The following is an 18,970-nucleotide window of genomic DNA, read 5'->3' on the forward strand; positions in this document are numbered from 1 at the left end:
TAATAGTTTAGTCATTTAATGCATCATAAACCGCTGAAATTACACTTCCATACTGACTGATGCTGTAGATGTCACCTTGAAACTTATGCGGATCTTTTAATGGATCGATGACTGGAGAATGTTTTTTATTTGTCAGGAGTGCGATAGCTAAATTATTTTCCCTGTCTATCACCGTTACCGTTCCTGTCCAGCCAGTATGCCCAAATACCTTTTTCCCGGCATACTGGCTGAACATCCACTCCATACTTGAATCTCCGTTCAGACGCCAGCCTAACCCATATGTAGGATTCATATCATATGGTTCTACAAACTTATCAATTGTTCGTTTATCAAATATCTTTACATTTCCATAGCCCCCATCATTAAGCATCACCTGCATCAGTACAGCAAGATCTGAAGTTGTGGAAAAGAGGCCAGCATGCCCGGATATTCCATCCATTGAATAAAAAGACTTCTCATCATGGACCTCTCCCTGGAGAGTATAGGTCCGGATATTAGGGAAGGAAATGACCCCATCCCTGGTGTTGCCGTGTAATTCAGTTGCAGCGAAATCCTTTTCTTTGAATCCCTTGCGGAGCGGATTAAATAATGTTTGCTTTAACCCTAAAGGCTTATAGATTTGATTCTCAGTATAATCGTCAAGCTGCATTCCCGTTATATTTTCAATAATAAATCCCAGCAGCATATAGTCAATGTCACTGTAAACCTGTCTGGTGCCAGGTTCATACTGAAGGGGAGTTTTTAAAATCATGGAAAGCGTTTTACTGCGTTCCTGGGAATACAATTCTCCCGCCCTTTCAGGATTATGATAATGGATGCTTGAAGGAAACCCGGCAGTATGATGAAGCAAGTCGATTATCCGGAGTTCACCTTTCCCTTTTATTTCATCGTCCGCTGAATCTTTAAATGCAGGAAAATAATGCTGAATTTTTTCTTCAAGATTGATCTTTCCTTCACTGACAAGATGCTGCAGTGAAAAGTTAACGGCATACATTTTCGTGTTTGATGCTAAATCAAACATGGTTTTTGTCTTCATTTTCAGCGGATGATTTAATGGATCTGATTCATCAAAGGTTTTGGCTGAACCATATGCGGAGTTTTTAACTATCTTTCCATCTTTAATTACGACCAAAGCTGCTCCTGGAAAACCATTTTCTATTTCTCCCTCGATCAGCTTATCAACCTCGCTGAGCTTTTTGGAAGAAAAGCCTGCATCCTCGGGGCGCTTTGCTTTTGACAAAGTTGGATATTCTAATGGTTTTTTATGTTTAAAGACATGTTCTTCTGAGCTGCTGCTATCTGTTATGCCCAATTCTTCTCCTAAGGCTGCAATGGGATAAGGCAAAAGCAAACTCAACACCAGGCCAAAAACTGTTAAGCGTGTTATAAACCTTTTCATATTCTCCCCCTTTTAAATTATTTAAATATTCTTAATAATTAATATGTTAGCCGATTTCTATTAAATCTGTAAACCAAGCCCATAGCTTTTCCGTCAAATCAGTACTTGTGAACCAAGTTCACGTATTTCCATTAGTTCCATAGTAGTGTCTGCAAAAAAAGATTCAATACTAAAACATCCATGCACCATAAACACCTTTATAGTAAAATAAAGACAAGATTATCGTTTGGGGGATTCATAATGGAGGAGCATTTTTCACATAATCACCGTCTTGGCATTCCTATACCCGCCTTTGACCGGGATTGGGATGAATATTCACCAAAAACACAGCAGTTGATCCTGTTTCATTGGGAAAAAATAAGAGGCAGGATTCCAGATCGTATTGCTGAGCTTGAAGCGGGTATCAACAGGAAACAGGCTGAGCTATCAGATGAGGGTAATTTCGAAAGATCATGCAGACTTAACAGTGAAATTTCAGAACTGGCATCAGTCATAAATGATCTGTGGCTATGGTATCGAACGAATCAGGATATTACAGGGAAAATGCATTCATAAAAAAGCGGAAGCGCCTTGCCCAAGAAGGAATGCAGACTAAGAACCCCTCGTCCTCCAAGAAGCTGCCGCTTTCAGTCGTGTAATGTTTAATGCTGCCGAGGCCTTCTTTGTCCTGTGGGCCTCAACTTGAGGGGGAGGCTGCATGCGCTAGACAGTTCTCAAAGTTCAAAAATTATAATTCCCTATCTTCTTAAAAAAAACCTTTCCGCATCGGAAAGGTTTTTTGCCCTTTATAAATCTTTTCTTAGTTCCCTGACAATATGCCCGAGTTCAGGCAAAATCAGCTTATTCATCGCAAGGCGAACTGCCCCGGATGATCCTGGTGTTGAGAAAACGGCTTTATTTTGCACTGTGCCTGCAGCAGCTCGTGAAAGAATGGCCGCAGACCCGATATCTTCCGTATAGCTTAGCATCCTGAACAATTCGCCGAATCCGTCAATTTCTTTATCAAATAATTCTCTTACTGTCTCAATAGTGACGTCTCTTAACGCAATTCCAGTGCCTCCATTTGTAAGCACAGCATCAATGCCGGGGTTTCCACACCCTTTTAATACGGCCTTGCGAATGAGACTTCCTTCATCCTTGACGATTTCATAGTCAGCTATGACATGTCCTGCCTCTTCCAGCAGGCGGATCATCAGCTTTCCGCTTTTATCCGTTTCCTTATCTCTCGTATCACTCACGGTGACCACTTTGCACCTAATTTCTTTTGGCGCTTCTTTTTTATGCTCGAATGTACTCATTTGGCATCACCTTTACTTAAAAATCATAGTTATCCGGGAGTTTACCGCTGATTGTTTTTTCTATGCAAATATCTCATTTGATAATACTTATGAGCGAAATCTGTTACCTTTCTTGTCAGCTGATAATTAGTTCCGGCTCCAATGGCCATGCTGATGAAAGGAATTCCTTGAACGGATTTTCTCCGAAAAAAGTAAATAGCCATCGCTTTAAAAAGCTGCTTCATTGGCTGCTCAATCCAGGTTATATCAGTCAATTCTTCTTTTCCTTCATAAAAATAGAATTCTTCCTGATTCTTCAGCTCGTTCATTAATTCTTCCCAAGCGCTGCCCTGCATGCGCGGCGGCAGTGTTGCAGCGTGAAAAACCTTAAGAGAGCTCATCATTTCGAATGGTGTATTGACTTCAAAACCATAGGTCATCGCAATCAGCTGGACCGCACGAAGATTAATAACCGCCATAGCAGGAATATCTGTACCCAGCATGAGTGAGCTGCCTGAACCTGCAATGCCGCCTTGCGCAAAAGAATAAAGACGATGCCGGGCAATCTGCTGTTGAGCTATGTATTGAAGCTGGTCGATAGTCAATTGCTTAAGGTCTTCAATCGTCTCAATATCAGAATGAAAAACACGGCCTGCCGTCAAAATGCGTTCTTTCGCATCCATTTGAAGCTGTGAGCCTTGAATAAGCGCATGAAGATGAAACAGCCAGCTATCCATTGCTGAAAAAAACTGCTGCTGAACTTCTTCAGGCAATAGTGAGAAAGACCTTTCCAATGATTTATCATAAACCATTTCCAAATCATTGGGCTCATAATTCAACAGATTGTTCTCCCATTCCTGAATACCGGTCAAAACACTTTCTTCCCGTTCGTTCAATGGCATCGCAATACCTCCCAAAACATTTTTTCTTGGACTCAGTATAGCATAAGTCAGATGATGAATTCTCCTTCCGCCTGGCGGGCACTTAATCTCAATAAAACAAAAAAGCAAGAGCGTTAAGCCCTTGCTTTGTTATGATTGTTATTTAGACAATCTTAATACATCACGTGCAATCATGACTTCTTCATTTGTTGGGATAATCATGACTTTAACTGGTGAATGAGGGTAGTTAATGAACGCTTCTTCACCGCGTACTTTATTTAATGCAGGATCCCAGTATACGCCCATGAATTCCAGCCCCTGCAGAACACGATCACGGATGACATCACTATTTTCACCGATTCCGGCTGTGAAGATGATCGCATCTACGCCATACATTCGGGATGCATAGGATCCGATATATTTATGGATTCTGTTTGCGAATACTTCAAGAGCCAATTCTGCTCTTTCATTTCCTTCAACAGCTTGAACTTCAATATCGCGAAGATCACTAGAGAAACCGGAAACACCCAGCATACCGCTCTTTTTATTAAGAACGTCAAGAACTTCATCTGCATTCTTCCCCGTCTTTTCCATAATGAATGGAATAAGTGCAGGGTCAATGTTACCTGAACGCGTACCCATTGTAACACCCGCTAACGGAGTGAATCCCATTGAAGTATCGATTGACTTTCCGCCTTCAATTGCAGTAATACTCGCTCCATTTCCTAAATGGCAGGAAATGAGGCGAAGCTGTTCAAGCGGACGGCCAAGCATTTCTGCAGCACGCTCTGATACATATTTATGTGAAGTGCCATGGAATCCATACTTTCGAATGCCATATTTCTCATAATACTCATATGGCAAGCTATATAGGAATGAGCTTTCAGGCATTGTCTGATGAAATGCTGTATCAAATACGGCCACTGCAGGCACATTTGGAAGAACCTGCTGGAATGCTTTAATTCCCGTAATATTTGCCGGGTTGTGAAGAGGTGCAAGTTCAGAAAGTTCATCTATTTTCGAAAGCACTTCTTCCGTAATGACTACAGAATCGTTAAATGCCTCACCGCCGTGTACAACACGATGGCCAATGCCTTCAATTTCATCAAGAGATTTAATAATCCCAAGATTTGTTAATTTATCAAGCAGGATTTTAACCGCAACTGCATGATCAGGAATATCAGTTACTTCCTTGATTTTTTCGCCATTTACAGAAATATTGAAGACTGCGTTATCCAGCCCAATACGCTCGATTAATCCTTTCGTAATAACTTCTTCACTCGGCATGTCAAATAATTGAAATTTTAACGAAGAACTGCCGGCATTGATTGCTATGATTTTTGCCATAAAGCTACCGCTCCTTTAGAAGATGTTCAAAGGGACTTCATTGTCTCTCCAAACCCATACTTTTATATAACAATGTGTGATACGACACTAGAAGTAATACAACTTTATTTTGTGCATCGTCCACAATTAATATCTCTCAATTTTCCATTTAAACACTGTAAGCAATACATTTCAAGAAGCACCTTGCAATGGTATCGTTTACATGATAAATTAAATATTTTCTGATACTTCCCTATATTAATACATTTAAAAAAGAAGCCGGCAAAATGCTCGGCTTCTTTTCGTTTATCCTTATTTGCTTTCTTTAAACCAGACATCAATTTTCTTGAGAATTTTTTCAGCTTCTGCTGTTTTGGATAAGCTGGGCAAGTTGACCAGCAGAGCCTGCTTAGGCGGAGTGACTCCATCCCCTTTTTTCTGAAGGATAAATATGCTTTTGGCCGCTTTTTCATTTTTGAACATGGTAAGCGGAAGCTGGACCAAACCTTGAATATAGGCATTTTCCTTAATGAATTCATGCAGCTTTGGTGCCTGTTCACTTTCAAACAGCCCATTTGGAATGATAAAAAATAAATATCCTCCAGATTTGACATGATTCATGCTCTGCTCAATAAATAAGTGATGGGAATAGGAATTTCCCTCATCTGCTTTTAACTTATACTCAGCTGAACGGACATCATTCGGATAATAGCCAATAGGCAGATCACTCACTACAGCATCAGCAGCTTCTATAAACAGGGGCTCAAGGCTATCCTGGTTAAAAAATTGAATGGGATGTTCCTGTAAATTGGCATTTATATAAGCAAGCTTAATTAATAAATCGTCAATCTCAATCCCAGTTGCCTCAACGGTTTTATCCTTTTGGTGATTCATAACGGTTGTCAATAAATTTCCTGTTCCTACTGCAGGATCCAGCAGGCGAAAACTTTTTTCCTGAATGAATTTTTCGACCAGATACCCCATTAGCATGCCTACTGCATCAGGAGTCATTTGATGATTTGGCTGGACGTTTTCTTTCATGCCTTTTAATATGGCAAGCTGAAAGGATTTTCTAATCTCTTCTTTTGTGCAGCTGCTTAAGTTAATGGATTCATAACTCTTCCTAAGCCTTTTAACTGTTAATTCGCTAAGCTCATCTTGAAGAATGCTTTCATGGAATAAATTCTCTCCTGTTTCAGCAAGAGCTTCCAGGTATGTAGAATGCAGTTCTTCCTGCATAATTGTAGCCGTTTCATTTAAAATCGTAAATAAATCCTCAACCGGAGTTATTTTCACAGCTTATTCCTCCCGTCCTTATTCTTTTTCCTATTTTAAATGGCTTTTGTTTCATTCACAAGTTTGGTGCAGAGTGAAGAAGTGAAAAATCCTATAGAATGTTGTTTATCTAATAAATGATGCCCGCTGATTTCAGCTCGGGGCACTTGCTTTCCGCAGGGAGGAATGAGAGCCTCCTCGGCTTCCCATGCAGGGTCTCTCAACTCCCTCTCATCCCGGAGAACATTGAATATGCTTCCTCGAACTACACTGCACGAAGAAAATGCGGTAGCATTTTCGAGAATCAAGTGCCCTCCGCTCCAATCAATTGGTTAAAATTAGTTTGCAGCTAATTTCTTACGAAAAACAGCTAGAATAACATCTGAATCAATCAGGAAGCCAACAGCATAAAAAATAAAGCTCCGGAACAAATCCGGAGCTTTCAATATTCGTATAATTATTTCGCTTGCTTAGCAGCTTCAACGGCTGCTTCATAGTTTGGATGATCTGTTGCTTCACTTACATATTCCGCATATGTAACTGTGTCATTTGAATCGACAACAAAAACAGCACGAGCCAATAGGCGAAGTTCCTGGATGGCAACCCCATAAGCTTCTCCGAAAGAAAGGTCACGGTGATCGGAAACGGTTTGAACATTTTCAATGCCTGCTGCTGCACACCAGCGTTTTTGAGCAAATGGAAGATCCACGCTTACCGTAAGAATCTTAACATTGTCAAGCTTGGAAGCTTCTTCGTTAAAACGGCGTGTCTGCGCATCACAAACTCCCGTGTCAATAGAAGGAACTACGCTGATTAGACGCACCTGCCCTTTTGAATCAGCAAGTGTTACTTCAGAAAGGTCATTAGCCAGCACCTTGAATTCAGGAGCTTTATCTCCAACTTTTACTTCATTGCCCAGCAATGTTACAGGATTTCCTTTGAACGTAATAGATGCCATTTAAATCGTCCTCCTTAATCACTTATGTACAGTGTAAATAATATCTTTTCAGAATCTTTTTTGCAATTATTAAGGCTGTATTCCAAGAAAAAAGTTAACTCTCCCTGGGAAAGTTAACTTCCTTTTCTTAGATATCAAGGTCTTGTTTCTTGCCGCTGTACTCATCATTGTTTTGATTCTGAGGCTGGCTTTGCTGATTGCCGTTTCCTCCATCTTTCTTGTTGAACATTTGCTGAATTTTATCGACGGCCTGTGGAGCAAGATCAAGAATTTTCTCATATAAATGAGTGCTTTCATCCAGATGAACCATTTTCACCCCTTGAGAATTGACAATCAAAAAGGCGATTGGAGTGATGGAGACACCGCCGCCGCTTCCGCCGCCAAACGGGTGGCCCTTTTCCTCGCCTGATTGTCCATCAAGCATGAACTCGCTTCCTCCTGCGGCAAAGCCAAAGCCGACCTTTGAAACGGTTAAAATTACACTTCCATCAGGGGTTTCTACTGGATCCCCAATTATGGTGTTAACATCAATCATCTCTTTCAGGTTTTCCATGGCAGTTGTCATAAGACCTTGAATAGGATGGTCAGACATTCATTGCTCCTCCTTTTTTATACAGTTTTAGTACCATCATCAGATAAGGCAGAAAGCGGCTTTGTCCTGAAGTCGGGCCGTTCGCCTTTCCAATATTTGATCAGTTTAATTCCTGCTAACATAGCATGCCCGACACGAAAATGAATCATACATGAAATGGCTGTTTGTGAGACGGAAAATTGGAAATGGGGAGTGACAGTGATACTGGGAGGCGTTTTCAGCTTCATATAATGACTTATTAATCCAAGAATGCTCCCTTTTATCGCCCAGAGAGCTCCAGTAAGCATCCCCGTATGGGCTGCATCCCCAAGGCCAGCAAATGTATGCCATTCAAGATTCCGGATGGTCACACGCTTTAGAAATTTCCGTATTATTTTGTGAAGAGACACGATATGATTTATCATTGATTTCGTATCATGCAAACTATTAATAAGATCTCTCGCGGAGAATTGCTGTGTATCTTGTTTAGGAGCATCATCCTGTGGTCCAGCCGCTGTTTTATCCTTAACAACAATAGTTGGCGAGTTATCATCAACTTTTATTAGAGGGACTTCTATTTTGTATCTGATCAGGCCGAACCAGGCTTTGAATTGAATTTTTAAATGGTCATTATCATTTCCATGATAAAAATGAATATATATCTTTAGTTTTGTTGCCATGATTAGAATTAAAAGAAGTATGAGGACAATTACGGCAATCAGAAGCCACTTCACTTTTTTCATCCCCTTTCAGCATTGTATTATGCCCAACTGAAAAAAAATAAACCTGCCACCAAACGGTGACAGGCTTCCTTTTCTCAGTTATAGACTTGTTCATTTTGCCTTTCATGAACTACAGAGGTATCTGCAAAAAGATCATGCAGTCCCTGTTTCTTCGGCAGGAATGCTACAATCACATACCCGACAAAAATGGTCGCTGATATAAAACGGCCGATCCATTCCCGGAACAGAATTGTGCTCCATGTCAGTTTCTTTCCTTTAAGATTTACTACCTTTAAACCAAATACCATTTTACCGAGCGTCTGGCCAAAAAACTTTGTCATCAGCACAAAATAGGCATAAAACGTAATGGCAGTAGCTATGGAAATTGGAGCAAACAAATTGCTTTCATGCAGAGGAATATCAAGCGCTCTAAAAATTGGATTAATCAATATCCGGTCAACACTGCCAACCACAACTAAATCTAAAAGATAAGCCCAAAATCTCATCCAAAACCCGGCAAACCTGAATGGTTTCTCAGTTTTCTGAATGGGGAGGGTTTCTGCTTGTGTGATCGTTTCATTAACAGCTGGATCTGCTTCATCAGGGGCTGGCTCATCCCTGCCTTCACCCTGTAATGAAACAGGACGGGCAAGCTCTCTTTCATTCTGTTCATTTGAAGTCATTTTCTCTCCACCTCCCTATTCAGCATAAAGATACATTAAACGCGGTGAGTTTGGCTGAGATAACAATTTCATCATCCCTGCCATTTCCAGGTCATCACCCATGATTTTTCGTGCTCCCATGCTGAACATGGAGCCGAACCCAAAATTCTCAGTGTACTTTACAACCTGGGCACCATCTAATTTATGGTCTTTCTTTAATTGGTCAATTACATCATCGTCATAGCCAAAACCGTCGATTAAATTCAGTTCTTTCGCCTGACGTCCGTCATAAATACGGCCATCAGCAATTTCTTTAACCTGTGCCTCAGTTAGTCCGCGGCCTTCCGAGATGACTTTAACAAACCCTGCATATGAATTATCAATCATGGATTGAAGGATTTTTCTTTCCTCATCTGTCATATCCCTGGTAGGGCTCATAATATCTTTATACGGCCCGCTCTTAATCGTTACAAACTCGACACCATACTTTTCTGCAAGCCCTGCATAATTATAGCCCTGCATGATAACACCCAGCGAACCAGTCAATGTCTCGGGGCTCGCAAATATCTTGTCAGCCGGAGCGGATATATAATAGCCTCCGGATGCAGCCATTGACCCCATTGATATGTATACCGGCTTCTTTGTTTCTTTTTGAATTTCCACAATCTTATCATGAATTTCGGCGCTTTCCACTACCCCTCCGCCTGGAGAATTAACCTTAATGACAATCGCCTTTACTGTGCTGTCTTCTTTCACATATTCAAGATTATCCATGAATCCTTTGTGATTATATCCCGGGCTTGCAAATAACGAAGCTGCATCTCCTGTATCCTGAATCACTCCATTTACATCAAGCACGGCTATCTTTTTCTGTGCATTTCCCTCTTCAATGACTTCTTCCAAAAATGCTTCATTGCTTCCTGCAAACAGTTCATTTACCGAGCTTTCAAAATCTGTAAATGCAAATGCAGTTACAAAGTTCAGCACAACGGAAAAAACAAACAGTCCTGCTGCTATTCCTAGTGCAGCCCAACGTTTTCCATTCATTGTGAAATCCTCCTTTTAATATGCTTTCTCCTTTACATAATCAGCCGCCTTGTGCCTTGTTTGACTGATTATGATTCCCAGAAAACCGATTCGTCACATATTCTTCATACGTATAAACTTTTAAAATGTTTCAAAAAAAGGTAAACTGAACTCAGGCAACCATAATCATAGCAAAATATGAATTATTTGGGAAAGAAAATCATCAAGGACATTTCCCCCCCTGGGATTCCACAACCTTTATTACTGTTTGGAGGAATGAATATGCCTGAAAGACGCAATATATACTTTTATCATAAAAAAGATGAAGCAACAATGGAAAAAGTAGCACCGCTTTATAGCCTGGCTGAGGAGCATGCCTTTACCATAGTGAATGACTTCAAACAAGCAAATATCATTGTAAGCATCGGGGGAGACGGAACGTTTTTGCAGGCTGTCCGCAAAACTGGCTATAGGGATGATTGTTTGTATGCCGGAATTTCAACGACTGGCAGCCTGAGCCTGTACTGTGATTTCCATCTCGATGATACTGCCAAGATGGTAGAGGCAATGACAAATGAACAAGTAGAAGTAAGACGCTACCCCACTATTGATGTTACGGTTGATGACCAGACATCGTTTCAGTGCTTAAATGAATTCAGCATCCGTTCTGCCATCATTAAAACTTTAGTAATCGATGTCTTTATCGATGATTTTCATTTTGAAACGTTCCGCGGGGACGGAATGATTGTTGCCACCCCAACTGGAAGCACAGCCTATAATAAATCTGTAAATGGAGCTGTTGTTGACCCGCTGCTTCCCTGCATGCAGGTGAGCGAACTCGCTTCACTGAATAATAATCGCTATCGCACACTCGGATCTTCCTTTCTCCTGAGCGGAAACAGAAAGCTTACCCTAAAGGTGGTTCAAGATGGCAACGACCATCCTACAATGGGAATGGATAACGAAGCCCTCAGCATCCAGCATGTAGAAAAGATTGATATTAAACTTAGCGACAAAATCATTAAAACCGTAAAACTGAAAGACAATTCCTTTTGGGAAAAGGTTAAGAGGACATTTTTATAAGAAAAGCGAAAGCGCCTTGCCCACCCCCGACACCTCTAGGGGGTAGGCGCTGGAGTTAGACAGCTCGACGTTCAAAGATTATACCTTCTAATATATAAAGAAAGAGTTTCGCATGGTGGTGCGAAACTCTTTTTCTATATGCCTATGCCTTTTCCGCGCTTTAGTTTTGTTTCCCAATGGACAAAGAGTTTTGTCCTAGAAACAGAGTAAATCGTTAAGGCCAGCCAAATAAACATAAAGGAAAGCAAGTGAAGTTTTGTAAAGTGCTCATGATAAACGAAAATCCCCAGAATCAGAGTAATTGTCGGCGCAATATACTGCAGAAAACCAAGCATGGACATCGGTATCTTTTGTGCCCCTTTAGCAAAGTACAATAGCGGTACTGCTGTGGCGGCGCCTGCTCCTATTAGGAGCAAGTCGGAGCTTAGCGAAACATGCAGGAATGCCTGTTTGCCATCCATGAAAAGAATAACCATATAAATAAATGCTATTGGGGTCACTACAAGTGTCTCAAGCGTTAATCCAACTGCTGAATCTACCTTTATAAGCTTTTTGGCAAGCCCATAAAGACCAAAGGATAAAGCGAGGACAATGGCTATCCAGGGAAACCGCCCGTAGCTGACAGTCAAAATCATAACCCCTGCAAACGCAAATCCAAAAGATATATATTGCGCCGTTGATAGTTTCTCTTTAAAAACTACCATGCCCAGAATCACACTTACGAGCGGATTAATATAATAGCCAAGACTAGCCTCAATCATCTGATCGGTATTGACCGCCCAAATATATAAAAACCAGTTGGTGCTGATCAGAAGGGAGGCAATTATAAGGGCGTAGAGCTGCTTTCTATTTGTTTTAAATCCTTTCAGCGTTGCAGCAAAATCATTCCATTTCTTCGATGCCAGCAAGATCATCAGCATAAAGAAAAACGACCAAAAAATCCTGTTTGCCAAGATCTCATCTGCTTGAACGTGATCTAAAAACTTCCAATAAACCGGGAGAATGCCCCATAAAAAGTAAGCAAACCCTGCGTATAGAGCTCCCGTTTGCACTTCATTATTTTTCATTGCCGTTTCCTCAATTCTTTCTAGTATCGAAATATTTATATTATACTTCTGCCATAAAAGTATTTGCAATCATTTTCCTGGCAAAACGATGCCAGGCACCTGCAGAATAGGCGCCTGGCACTTTCACTTATGCTTCGTATACTATTATTCCGTCAATAACGGTTTTGTTAACTGAAATAGCGGCAATTTGCCCTATTGGCATTTTAAAGATGTCTTCATTCAATATGGTGAAATCTGCCAGATATCCTTCTTTTATAATACCTCTATCATTTTCATGGGATGCGGCATATGCACTGCCTTTTGTGAATAAGCTTACTGCTTCATAAACAGTTAACGCTTCACTTGGGTAAAAGACCGTATTATGCGGATCATCTATATTTGTTCTTGTAACAGCCGCATGAATTCCAAGGAACGGATTGGCCGGCTCAATAGGTGCATCAGAACCTCCTGCACAATGTATCCCTTCTTTCAGAAGTGTCTTCCATGCGTAACAGTACTCCATATGTTCTTCACCAATCCGGTCAATCACCCATGGAAAATCTGAAGCTGTAAATCTAGGCTGGATATCAAGAATTAAAGGCAGCTTTTTAGCCCTGTCTATAAGATCTTTGCGCAGAATTTGTGCATGAATGAGCCTGTCTCGCCCCAAACCTTCCAGTGGGTGCTTTTCTATCGCATTTAATGCCATTTCAAATGCCAAATCCCCAATCGTATGGACGGCAACCGGCAATTCATGCTTGCGGGCTTTCTCCACTAATCCATCAAGCTGCTCCTGTGAAAAAATGGCAACTCCCGAAGTGGATGGGTCATCTGCATACGGATGGCTTAATAAAGCTGTTCTTCCGCCCAGGGCTCCATCGGCGAATATCTTCATAGCTCCAAACTCTATATGGTTACTTCCCTCTAAATACCCTCCGCCTGATTCCTTCATTTCATCCGCAACCTCATGATGAACAAGCAGATGTGCACGGAAAGATAGACCATCCTCCTCTATTACCTGCTTGAAAGCCTGATAAGTTTGGCTGAATCCTCCATAATAATTGAGATCCTCAGTATGTCCTCCTGTCAGCCCAAGCTTATAGGCATCTTTAATAGCCGCATGAAGCGACTTCCTTAAATAGCTATCTGATACAGTCGGCATCACATTAAATAAAAGCTCCTGGGCCTGGTCCTTCAAAAGTCCATTTAGTTTCCCAGATTCATCTTTATCGATTACTCCTCCTGGGGGACATTCAGTATCTTCAGTAATATTTGCTTTTTCTAATCCAAGGGAGTTCACTGCAAGGGCATGTCTGCACACACGTTTCAGCATGACAGGATGCTTCGGAACAAATTGATCAAGCTCTGAAGCATAAATAGGCTCCGGCTGATCCCATAAATTTTCATTCCAGCCTTCCCCAATGACCCACTCTCCCTCTTCTATGGTCTCTGAAAATTCCTTTACAGCCATAAGAACTTCCTGCTTTGATGTGTGTTTAGATAAGTCGAGCCTTATTAACCTTTCACCATGCCCGATTAGATGCATATGGCTATCCACAATTCCCGGCAGCATGGTGCTTCCCTGCAGATCTATCTCATTTTGAATCTCTTCTTTATATTTGCTTTTTAAATCTCTCAAGACGCCAATTTCAATAATTTGGCTTCCTTCTGTATAAACGGACTCTATCTGATGACCTTCCTGCTGAAGGGTATAAATTGAGCCCCCATGCCAAAGCGTTCCCATAAATCTTTTCTCCTTTAATAGAGTGAAACTTCAATTAGTTTGGGTCCTTTTTCCACTGATAGTTAGTTGAGGCCCACAGGAAGTGGGTCACAAAGACGTTGCCACAGGCCAAGGAAAGCTGCGGCAGCGATACATCGCACGACCGAATGCGGCAGCTTTTGGGAGGACGTGGCGTTCTTGGTCTTTGTTCTTCTATCGGACCTTTACGGGGAGTTTGCCCCCCACCTCATTTATCACACTGAGTGTTAAAGTGGGGGTCTTACTGCCCTTAAGACTGCGATAACCTAAAAGTTCACATTTACCATAGTATAACAAAAATACAGGCGGAATTCCCGCCTGCATTTTTTACACATTTAGTTTTGTGCGGAAGCAGTTTCCGCTTCTTTTTTCCGTAATTCCACACGCATAATTTTTCCTGAAGTAGTTTTAGGAAGCTCTGACAGAAATTCAATTTTCCGAGGGTATTTATAAGGAGCTGTCAGCTCTTTTACATGTTCCTGCAGCTGAGAAACAAGGTTAGGTTCGCTTTGGTCCACACCTTCCCTTAATACAACGAATGCTTTAACGATTAATCCGCGCACTTCATCCGGACTCCCCACAACTGCACACTCAGCTACATATGGATGCTTTACAAGCGCATCTTCCACCTCGAAAGGTCCAATAGTATAGCCTGAACTGATAATAATATCATCCCCGCGTCCCTCAAACCAGAAATAGCCATCTTCATCTTTCTTTGCTTTATCTCCGGTAATATAGTAATCACCGCGGAATTGCATAGCTGTTCTTTCCGGATCTTTATAATAATTTTTGAAGAGCGCAGGAGTTTCGACATGGACAGCGATATCTCCTACCTCACCAACAGCACATACCTCACCTTCTTCATTAATAATGTCAACTCTGTTGCCTGGGGTCGGTTTGCCCATTGAACCTGCTTTTAGCTCCATATCCTTCGTAATGCCGACAAGCAGGGTATTTTCTGTTTGTCCATACCCATCACGGACATTTACGTTAAAATGTTTTTTGAATGTATCAATCACTTCGCGGTTTAGCGGTTCACCGGCTGAAACAGCACTATGAAGCGCCGGCAGCTTGTATTCATGAATATTATCTGCCTTTGCCATCAGCCTGTATTCAGTCGGCGTACAGCAAAGTACGTTTACCTGGTAATCCTCTAACAGCTGCAGGTATTTCTTCGGCTCGAACTTTCCATTGTAGACAAGTCCGGTAGCACCAGAACCCAGAACAGAGAGGAATGGGCTCCAGATCCATTTTTGCCAGCCAGGGCCTGCTGTTGCCCATACTGTATCGCCTTCATTAATGCATAGCCAGTTCGGTGCTGCTGTTTTTAGGTGAGCAAATGCCCAGCCATGTGTATGTACTACACCTTTAGGATTTCCTGTTGTTCCTGATGTATATGAAAGGAACGCCATGTCATCCCGGGATGTATCAGCCAATGAAAGGTCATCGGAAGCCTTTTTCATTTCCTCATCCAGCTGAGTCCAGCCATCTGCGTTTCCGCCTATCACAAACTTCGGCAGTGCTGCAGCTTCCTTAATATCTTTAAATTGATCAACATATGGATAGTAACTTACAATACCTTTTACATCCCCATGATTAATTCGGTATTGCAGATCTTTTGACCGAAGCATTTCTGAACTTGGTATGACGACAATTCCGGCTTTTAGTGATGCAATGTAAACCTGATACGCTTCAATCAGTCTTGGAACAATGATCAGAATAACATCCCCTTTATTCAGACCATTTTCCAAGAAAACGTTTCCAATTCTATTTGCATTTAGGATCAGTTCACTGTATGTAATCTCTTTCTTTTCTCCCAGTTCATTTTCCCACTTTATTGCAAGTTTGTCCTTATCTCCGGCAAACCGCTCCATTTCTGATACGAGATTGTATTTCTCCGGTGCAATTAATTCTTCCCGTTTCATCAAATCTCCCCCTGACAATTTCATATGCTGGTGTCTGAACTTGGATGTGAACTCTATAGAAATTATTATACTAAATTATTATAAAATTTTAAATTATTTATTTTTTGAAAAATAATTTTTGCGCAAAAATAAGGAGCAGGAATGATTCCTGCTCCTTGTAGCCATATTATTTAATTATCTTTGGAAACCGCCTAATTGCTGTTCAGCCATTTGAACTAAACGCTTAGTGATTTCTCCACCTACAGAACCGTTAGCGCGAGAAGTAGTTTCAGCACCAAGGTTTACACCGAATTCAGTAGCGATTTCGTACTTCATTTGGTCAAGAGCCTGTTGTACTCCAGGAACTAGAAGTTGGTTTGAGCTGTTGTTGTTTGCCATGTGATTTTCACCTCCTTGTGAGTATAGAATGTGTAGAATCACATGGCCATATACACTAATTAATTGGTAATTGTTGTATTATTTTTGAAGTTAAATTTAACAATTGCTGTTTTGGCATATAGATGAAGACCGTTGATTTCCGCTGCGGTCACTTGCTTTCCGCGGGGAGGAACTGGAAGCTTCCCGGCTTCGCCTGCCGGGTCTCCCGCTCCCTCTCCTCCCGCAGGTGCTCCGCTACAATTAACTCAGCGAAATAAAACCTGTATCCGCCACTTAACAATTAACCTGCATTTAGATCAAAATAGCTCCCCAAAAGACTCTTCATTGCGCGATTGAGGTTTAATAACCATCTTTTCGGTATCCTCAACTGCTTTTGCGATGAGCGGTTCGAAGTCAACAAAGCTTTCGAAGCGGCGGACTTTGTCGCGTTTTGGTTTTGTTTTTGGGGATGATGGGACAAAAACGGTACAGCAATCTTCAAATGGCCTGATGGATATATCGTGAGTATCGATGCTTTGAGCAATCTCGATGATTTCTGATTTATCCATTGTGATAAGAGGACGAAGGATAGGTGTTGCAGTCACATCATTAATGGCAAACATGCTCTCGAGTGTCTGGCTGGCTACCTGTCCTAGGCTTTCCCCAGTGATGATGGCTAGACCATCATTTTTATTGCGTATTTCATCAGTGATCCGGAGCATTAATCGTCTTGTAGCCGTCATCGTATAATTCGACGGTACCTGCTGATGGATCAGCTGCTGAATCTCTGTAAATGGGACAATATGGAGTACAACGGTTCCAGCAATATTAGCAAGTTTTTCAGTTAAATCAATTACTTTTTGCTTTGCACGCTCACTCGTGAAAGGCGGGCTGTGAAAATGGACAGCTTCAATTTCCAATCCTCTCTTCATGGACAAGTAACCAGCTACCGGACTGTCAATTCCCCCAGAGAGCATAAGCATGGCCTTTCCGCTGGAACCTGCAGGAAGTCCGCCAGCCCCTTGAATAGTTTCGCATGATAGGTAAGCCGCCTCTTCGCGAACTTCAATTTGCAGATTTATATCCGGTTTTTTCACGTTCACTTTTAGCCCCGGCACATTCTGCAGGAGGTGTCCGCCAAATTCATGGTTAAGTTCATCTGTATTTAAAGGGAAACTTTTATCCGCTCTCTTAGCCGTAATTTTGAAAGTCTTTCCTTCTTCAAAATGTTTTAAGAACAACCCTAACGCGGCTGCCTTCATTTCTTCGATATTTTTAGTGGTTTTAACAGCAGGACTGAAAGACTGTATGCCAAAAATGCCCCTAAGGCGATCAGAAATCTCTCTGCCATCTGCACCATTCATAACAACGTACATCCGGTCTCTTGTAGATTCTATCTTGATCCCGGGAAATTCATTGAGCACATCGAATATGCTTTTTCTTAATTTATCCACAAACATATTCCGGTTTCTGCCTTTTGTGGAGATTTCTCCATATCGTATAAGTATACGATCATAATTTATCATGATTTCATAACCTCTCTTAGCCTAATAACGTTCTCTTTTACTGCCTCAATAAAAACCTCTGCCTCTTCCATTGTATTATCATAAGATAAGCTGATCCTGACTGCACTTTTTGCATCTTTTTCAGGGATTCCCATAGCCATCAAGGTGCTGCTGGCAGCAGCTTTCTTTGAAGAGCAGGCACTTGTAGTTGATATATATATCCCGCGCTCTCCTAAAGCGTGGACAAATACCTCTGCTTTGAATCCTTCTATGGAAAAATTCACAATATGAGGAGCAGAGTTTTTTTCGGGAGTATGGACAGTAATACCCTCGATTTTATTCATTTCCTCAAAAATATACCTTTTAATGGATAAAATTTGGCTCAAACGCCTTTCCATATTATTTATTGTCAGCCTTAGCGCCTTTGCCATTGCTACAATGCCAGCTACATTTTCTGTGCCGCTTCTCATTTTCCATTCCTGATTGCCCCCGGATAATAACGGTGAAAGACGAAGACCATCACGAATGAACAAAACCCCATTCCCCTTCAAACCATGGAATTTATGAGCCGATATCGTACACAGATCCACGCTTGCTTGATAAAGATCAAGAGGAACCTTGCCGATTCCCTGGACATTATCTACATGAAATACCACTCGCGAATGCTTCTTCAGCATCTCTCCAATTTCCTTTATTGGCTGAATGGAACCAATTTCATTGTTTACATGCATGACAGAGACTAAAATAGTTTCCGGTGTAATTTCCTTTTCAATGTCTTCAGCATGGACAATACCGTTTTTATCCGGTGCAATGATGGAGATGCTGCAGCCCAATTCCTTCAGCTGATCCATCGCTTCCTTCACTGAAGCATGTTCCAATCCAGTTGTGATAATGTGGCGGCCTCTTTTTCTATGCATTAGAGCCGTTCCTTTTATTGCAAGATTATTGCTCTCTGTCCCTCCGGATGTAAAATACACCTCATTATGCTTAACATTTAGCAGATGAGCAATTTGCTCACGTGCCTGCATCAGCAGCCTCTCAGCTTTTCCGCCGAATCCATGCAGGGAAGAGGGATTCCCAAAGTATTCTGAAGAAACCTTTATAAAAGATTCAAGCACTTCTTTATATGGTTTTGTCGTTGCACTGTTATCAAAATATATCACGGACTTCTCCTTTCCGTTAAGAAAACCCTTTA

Annotated in this window: 18 protein-coding genes; 2 read left to right on the forward strand and 16 right to left on the reverse strand. The window is 41.4% G+C overall.

The window, feature by feature from the left end; translation table 11 throughout:
• Window positions 1-7: 7 nt before the first annotated feature.
• Window positions 8-1,399: a penicillin binding protein PBP4B gene (pbp4b, locus tag DFO72_RS03950; protein ID WP_113882598.1), complete on the reverse strand. Its 1,392-nt coding sequence runs from the start codon at window positions 1,397-1,399 to the stop codon at window positions 8-10.
• Between the two features lie 240 nt (window positions 1,400-1,639).
• On the opposite strand from pbp4b, the gene DFO72_RS03955 reads away from it, so the two are divergent.
• Window positions 1,640-1,954 carry a hypothetical protein gene (locus DFO72_RS03955; protein WP_113882597.1) on the forward strand — a complete coding sequence of 105 codons (315 nt, stop codon included), beginning with the start codon at window positions 1,640-1,642 and terminating at the stop codon, window positions 1,952-1,954.
• 230 nt (window positions 1,955-2,184) lie between these two features.
• Here DFO72_RS03955 and DFO72_RS03960 read toward each other — a convergent pair whose 3' ends face one another.
• The 9 genes from DFO72_RS03960 to sppA all read right to left on the reverse strand — a co-directional run bounded on the left by DFO72_RS03960 (window position 2,185) and on the right by sppA (window position 10,118).
• The gene (locus tag DFO72_RS03960; RefSeq protein WP_113882596.1) at window positions 2,185-2,697 is read right to left on the reverse strand and encodes a MogA/MoaB family molybdenum cofactor biosynthesis protein; all 513 of its coding nucleotides are present in this window, start codon (window positions 2,695-2,697) and stop codon (window positions 2,185-2,187) included.
• A gap of 41 nt (window positions 2,698-2,738) precedes the next feature.
• Window positions 2,739-3,578 carry an EcsC family protein gene (locus DFO72_RS03965; protein ID WP_113882595.1) on the reverse strand — a complete coding sequence of 280 codons (840 nt, stop codon included), beginning with the start codon at window positions 3,576-3,578 and terminating at the stop codon, window positions 2,739-2,741.
• Between the two features lie 138 nt (window positions 3,579-3,716).
• Window positions 3,717-4,904 (reverse strand): acetate kinase, encoded by a 1,188-nt coding sequence (locus DFO72_RS03970; protein ID WP_113882594.1) that lies wholly within the window; start codon window positions 4,902-4,904, stop codon window positions 3,717-3,719.
• Between the two features lie 291 nt (window positions 4,905-5,195).
• The gene (locus DFO72_RS03975) at window positions 5,196-6,179 is read right to left on the reverse strand and encodes a class I SAM-dependent methyltransferase (RefSeq protein WP_113882593.1); all 984 of its coding nucleotides are present in this window, start codon (window positions 6,177-6,179) and stop codon (window positions 5,196-5,198) included.
• 436 nt (window positions 6,180-6,615) lie between these two features.
• On the reverse strand, window positions 6,616-7,116 hold the full coding sequence (gene tpx / locus DFO72_RS03985) for a thiol peroxidase (RefSeq protein WP_009333282.1): 501 nt from the start codon (window positions 7,114-7,116) through the stop codon (window positions 6,616-6,618).
• Window positions 7,117-7,243: 127 nt separating this feature from the next.
• Window positions 7,244-7,708: a GerW family sporulation protein gene (ytfJ, locus tag DFO72_RS03990; protein ID WP_113882591.1), complete on the reverse strand. Its 465-nt coding sequence runs from the start codon at window positions 7,706-7,708 to the stop codon at window positions 7,244-7,246.
• Between the two features lie 17 nt (window positions 7,709-7,725).
• Window positions 7,726-8,421, reverse strand: a complete 696-nt coding sequence (locus tag DFO72_RS03995) for a DUF2953 domain-containing protein (protein WP_113882590.1) — start codon at window positions 8,419-8,421, stop codon at window positions 7,726-7,728.
• 83 nt (window positions 8,422-8,504) lie between these two features.
• A complete protein-coding gene (locus DFO72_RS04000) occupies window positions 8,505-9,092 on the reverse strand; it encodes an RDD family protein (protein ID WP_113882589.1) in 588 nt (195 codons plus the stop codon).
• A 15-nt stretch (window positions 9,093-9,107) separates the two neighbouring features.
• Window positions 9,108-10,118 carry a signal peptide peptidase SppA gene (sppA, locus tag DFO72_RS04005; protein ID WP_113882588.1) on the reverse strand — a complete coding sequence of 337 codons (1,011 nt, stop codon included), beginning with the start codon at window positions 10,116-10,118 and terminating at the stop codon, window positions 9,108-9,110.
• Window positions 10,119-10,379: 261 nt separating this feature from the next.
• On the opposite strand from sppA, the gene DFO72_RS04010 reads away from it, so the two are divergent.
• Complete coding sequence (locus DFO72_RS04010) at window positions 10,380-11,180, forward strand: NAD kinase (RefSeq protein WP_113882587.1); 801 nt, start codon at window positions 10,380-10,382, stop codon at window positions 11,178-11,180.
• Window positions 11,181-11,314: 134 nt separating this feature from the next.
• Here DFO72_RS04010 and rarD read toward each other — a convergent pair whose 3' ends face one another.
• The 6 genes from rarD to DFO72_RS04040 all read right to left on the reverse strand — a co-directional run bounded on the left by rarD (window position 11,315) and on the right by DFO72_RS04040 (window position 18,938).
• Window positions 11,315-12,247: an EamA family transporter RarD gene (gene rarD / locus DFO72_RS04015; protein ID WP_113882586.1), complete on the reverse strand. Its 933-nt coding sequence runs from the start codon at window positions 12,245-12,247 to the stop codon at window positions 11,315-11,317.
• A 127-nt stretch (window positions 12,248-12,374) separates the two neighbouring features.
• Window positions 12,375-13,970 (reverse strand): amidohydrolase, encoded by a 1,596-nt coding sequence (locus DFO72_RS04020; RefSeq protein WP_113882585.1) that lies wholly within the window; start codon window positions 13,968-13,970, stop codon window positions 12,375-12,377.
• Window positions 13,971-14,323: 353 nt separating this feature from the next.
• On the reverse strand, window positions 14,324-15,913 hold the full coding sequence (gene mbcS / locus DFO72_RS04025) for an acyl-CoA synthetase MbcS (protein WP_113882584.1): 1,590 nt from the start codon (window positions 15,911-15,913) through the stop codon (window positions 14,324-14,326).
• Window positions 15,914-16,087: 174 nt separating this feature from the next.
• Complete coding sequence (locus DFO72_RS04030; RefSeq protein WP_035330326.1) at window positions 16,088-16,291, reverse strand: alpha/beta-type small acid-soluble spore protein; 204 nt, start codon at window positions 16,289-16,291, stop codon at window positions 16,088-16,090.
• A 296-nt stretch (window positions 16,292-16,587) separates the two neighbouring features.
• Window positions 16,588-17,796 carry a tRNA uracil 4-sulfurtransferase ThiI gene (thiI, locus tag DFO72_RS04035; protein WP_113882583.1) on the reverse strand — a complete coding sequence of 403 codons (1,209 nt, stop codon included), beginning with the start codon at window positions 17,794-17,796 and terminating at the stop codon, window positions 16,588-16,590.
• Window positions 17,793-18,938 (reverse strand): cysteine desulfurase family protein, encoded by a 1,146-nt coding sequence (locus tag DFO72_RS04040; RefSeq protein WP_113882852.1) that lies wholly within the window; start codon window positions 18,936-18,938, stop codon window positions 17,793-17,795. Before DFO72_RS04040 ends, thiI begins: the two co-directional genes overlap by 4 nt.
• Window positions 18,939-18,970 lie beyond the last annotated feature (32 nt).

It is taken from the genome of Cytobacillus oceanisediminis, from assembly GCF_004366035.1.
GTDB classification, from domain to species: Bacteria; Bacillota; Bacilli; order Bacillales; family Cytobacillaceae; genus Cytobacillus; species Cytobacillus oceanisediminis_C.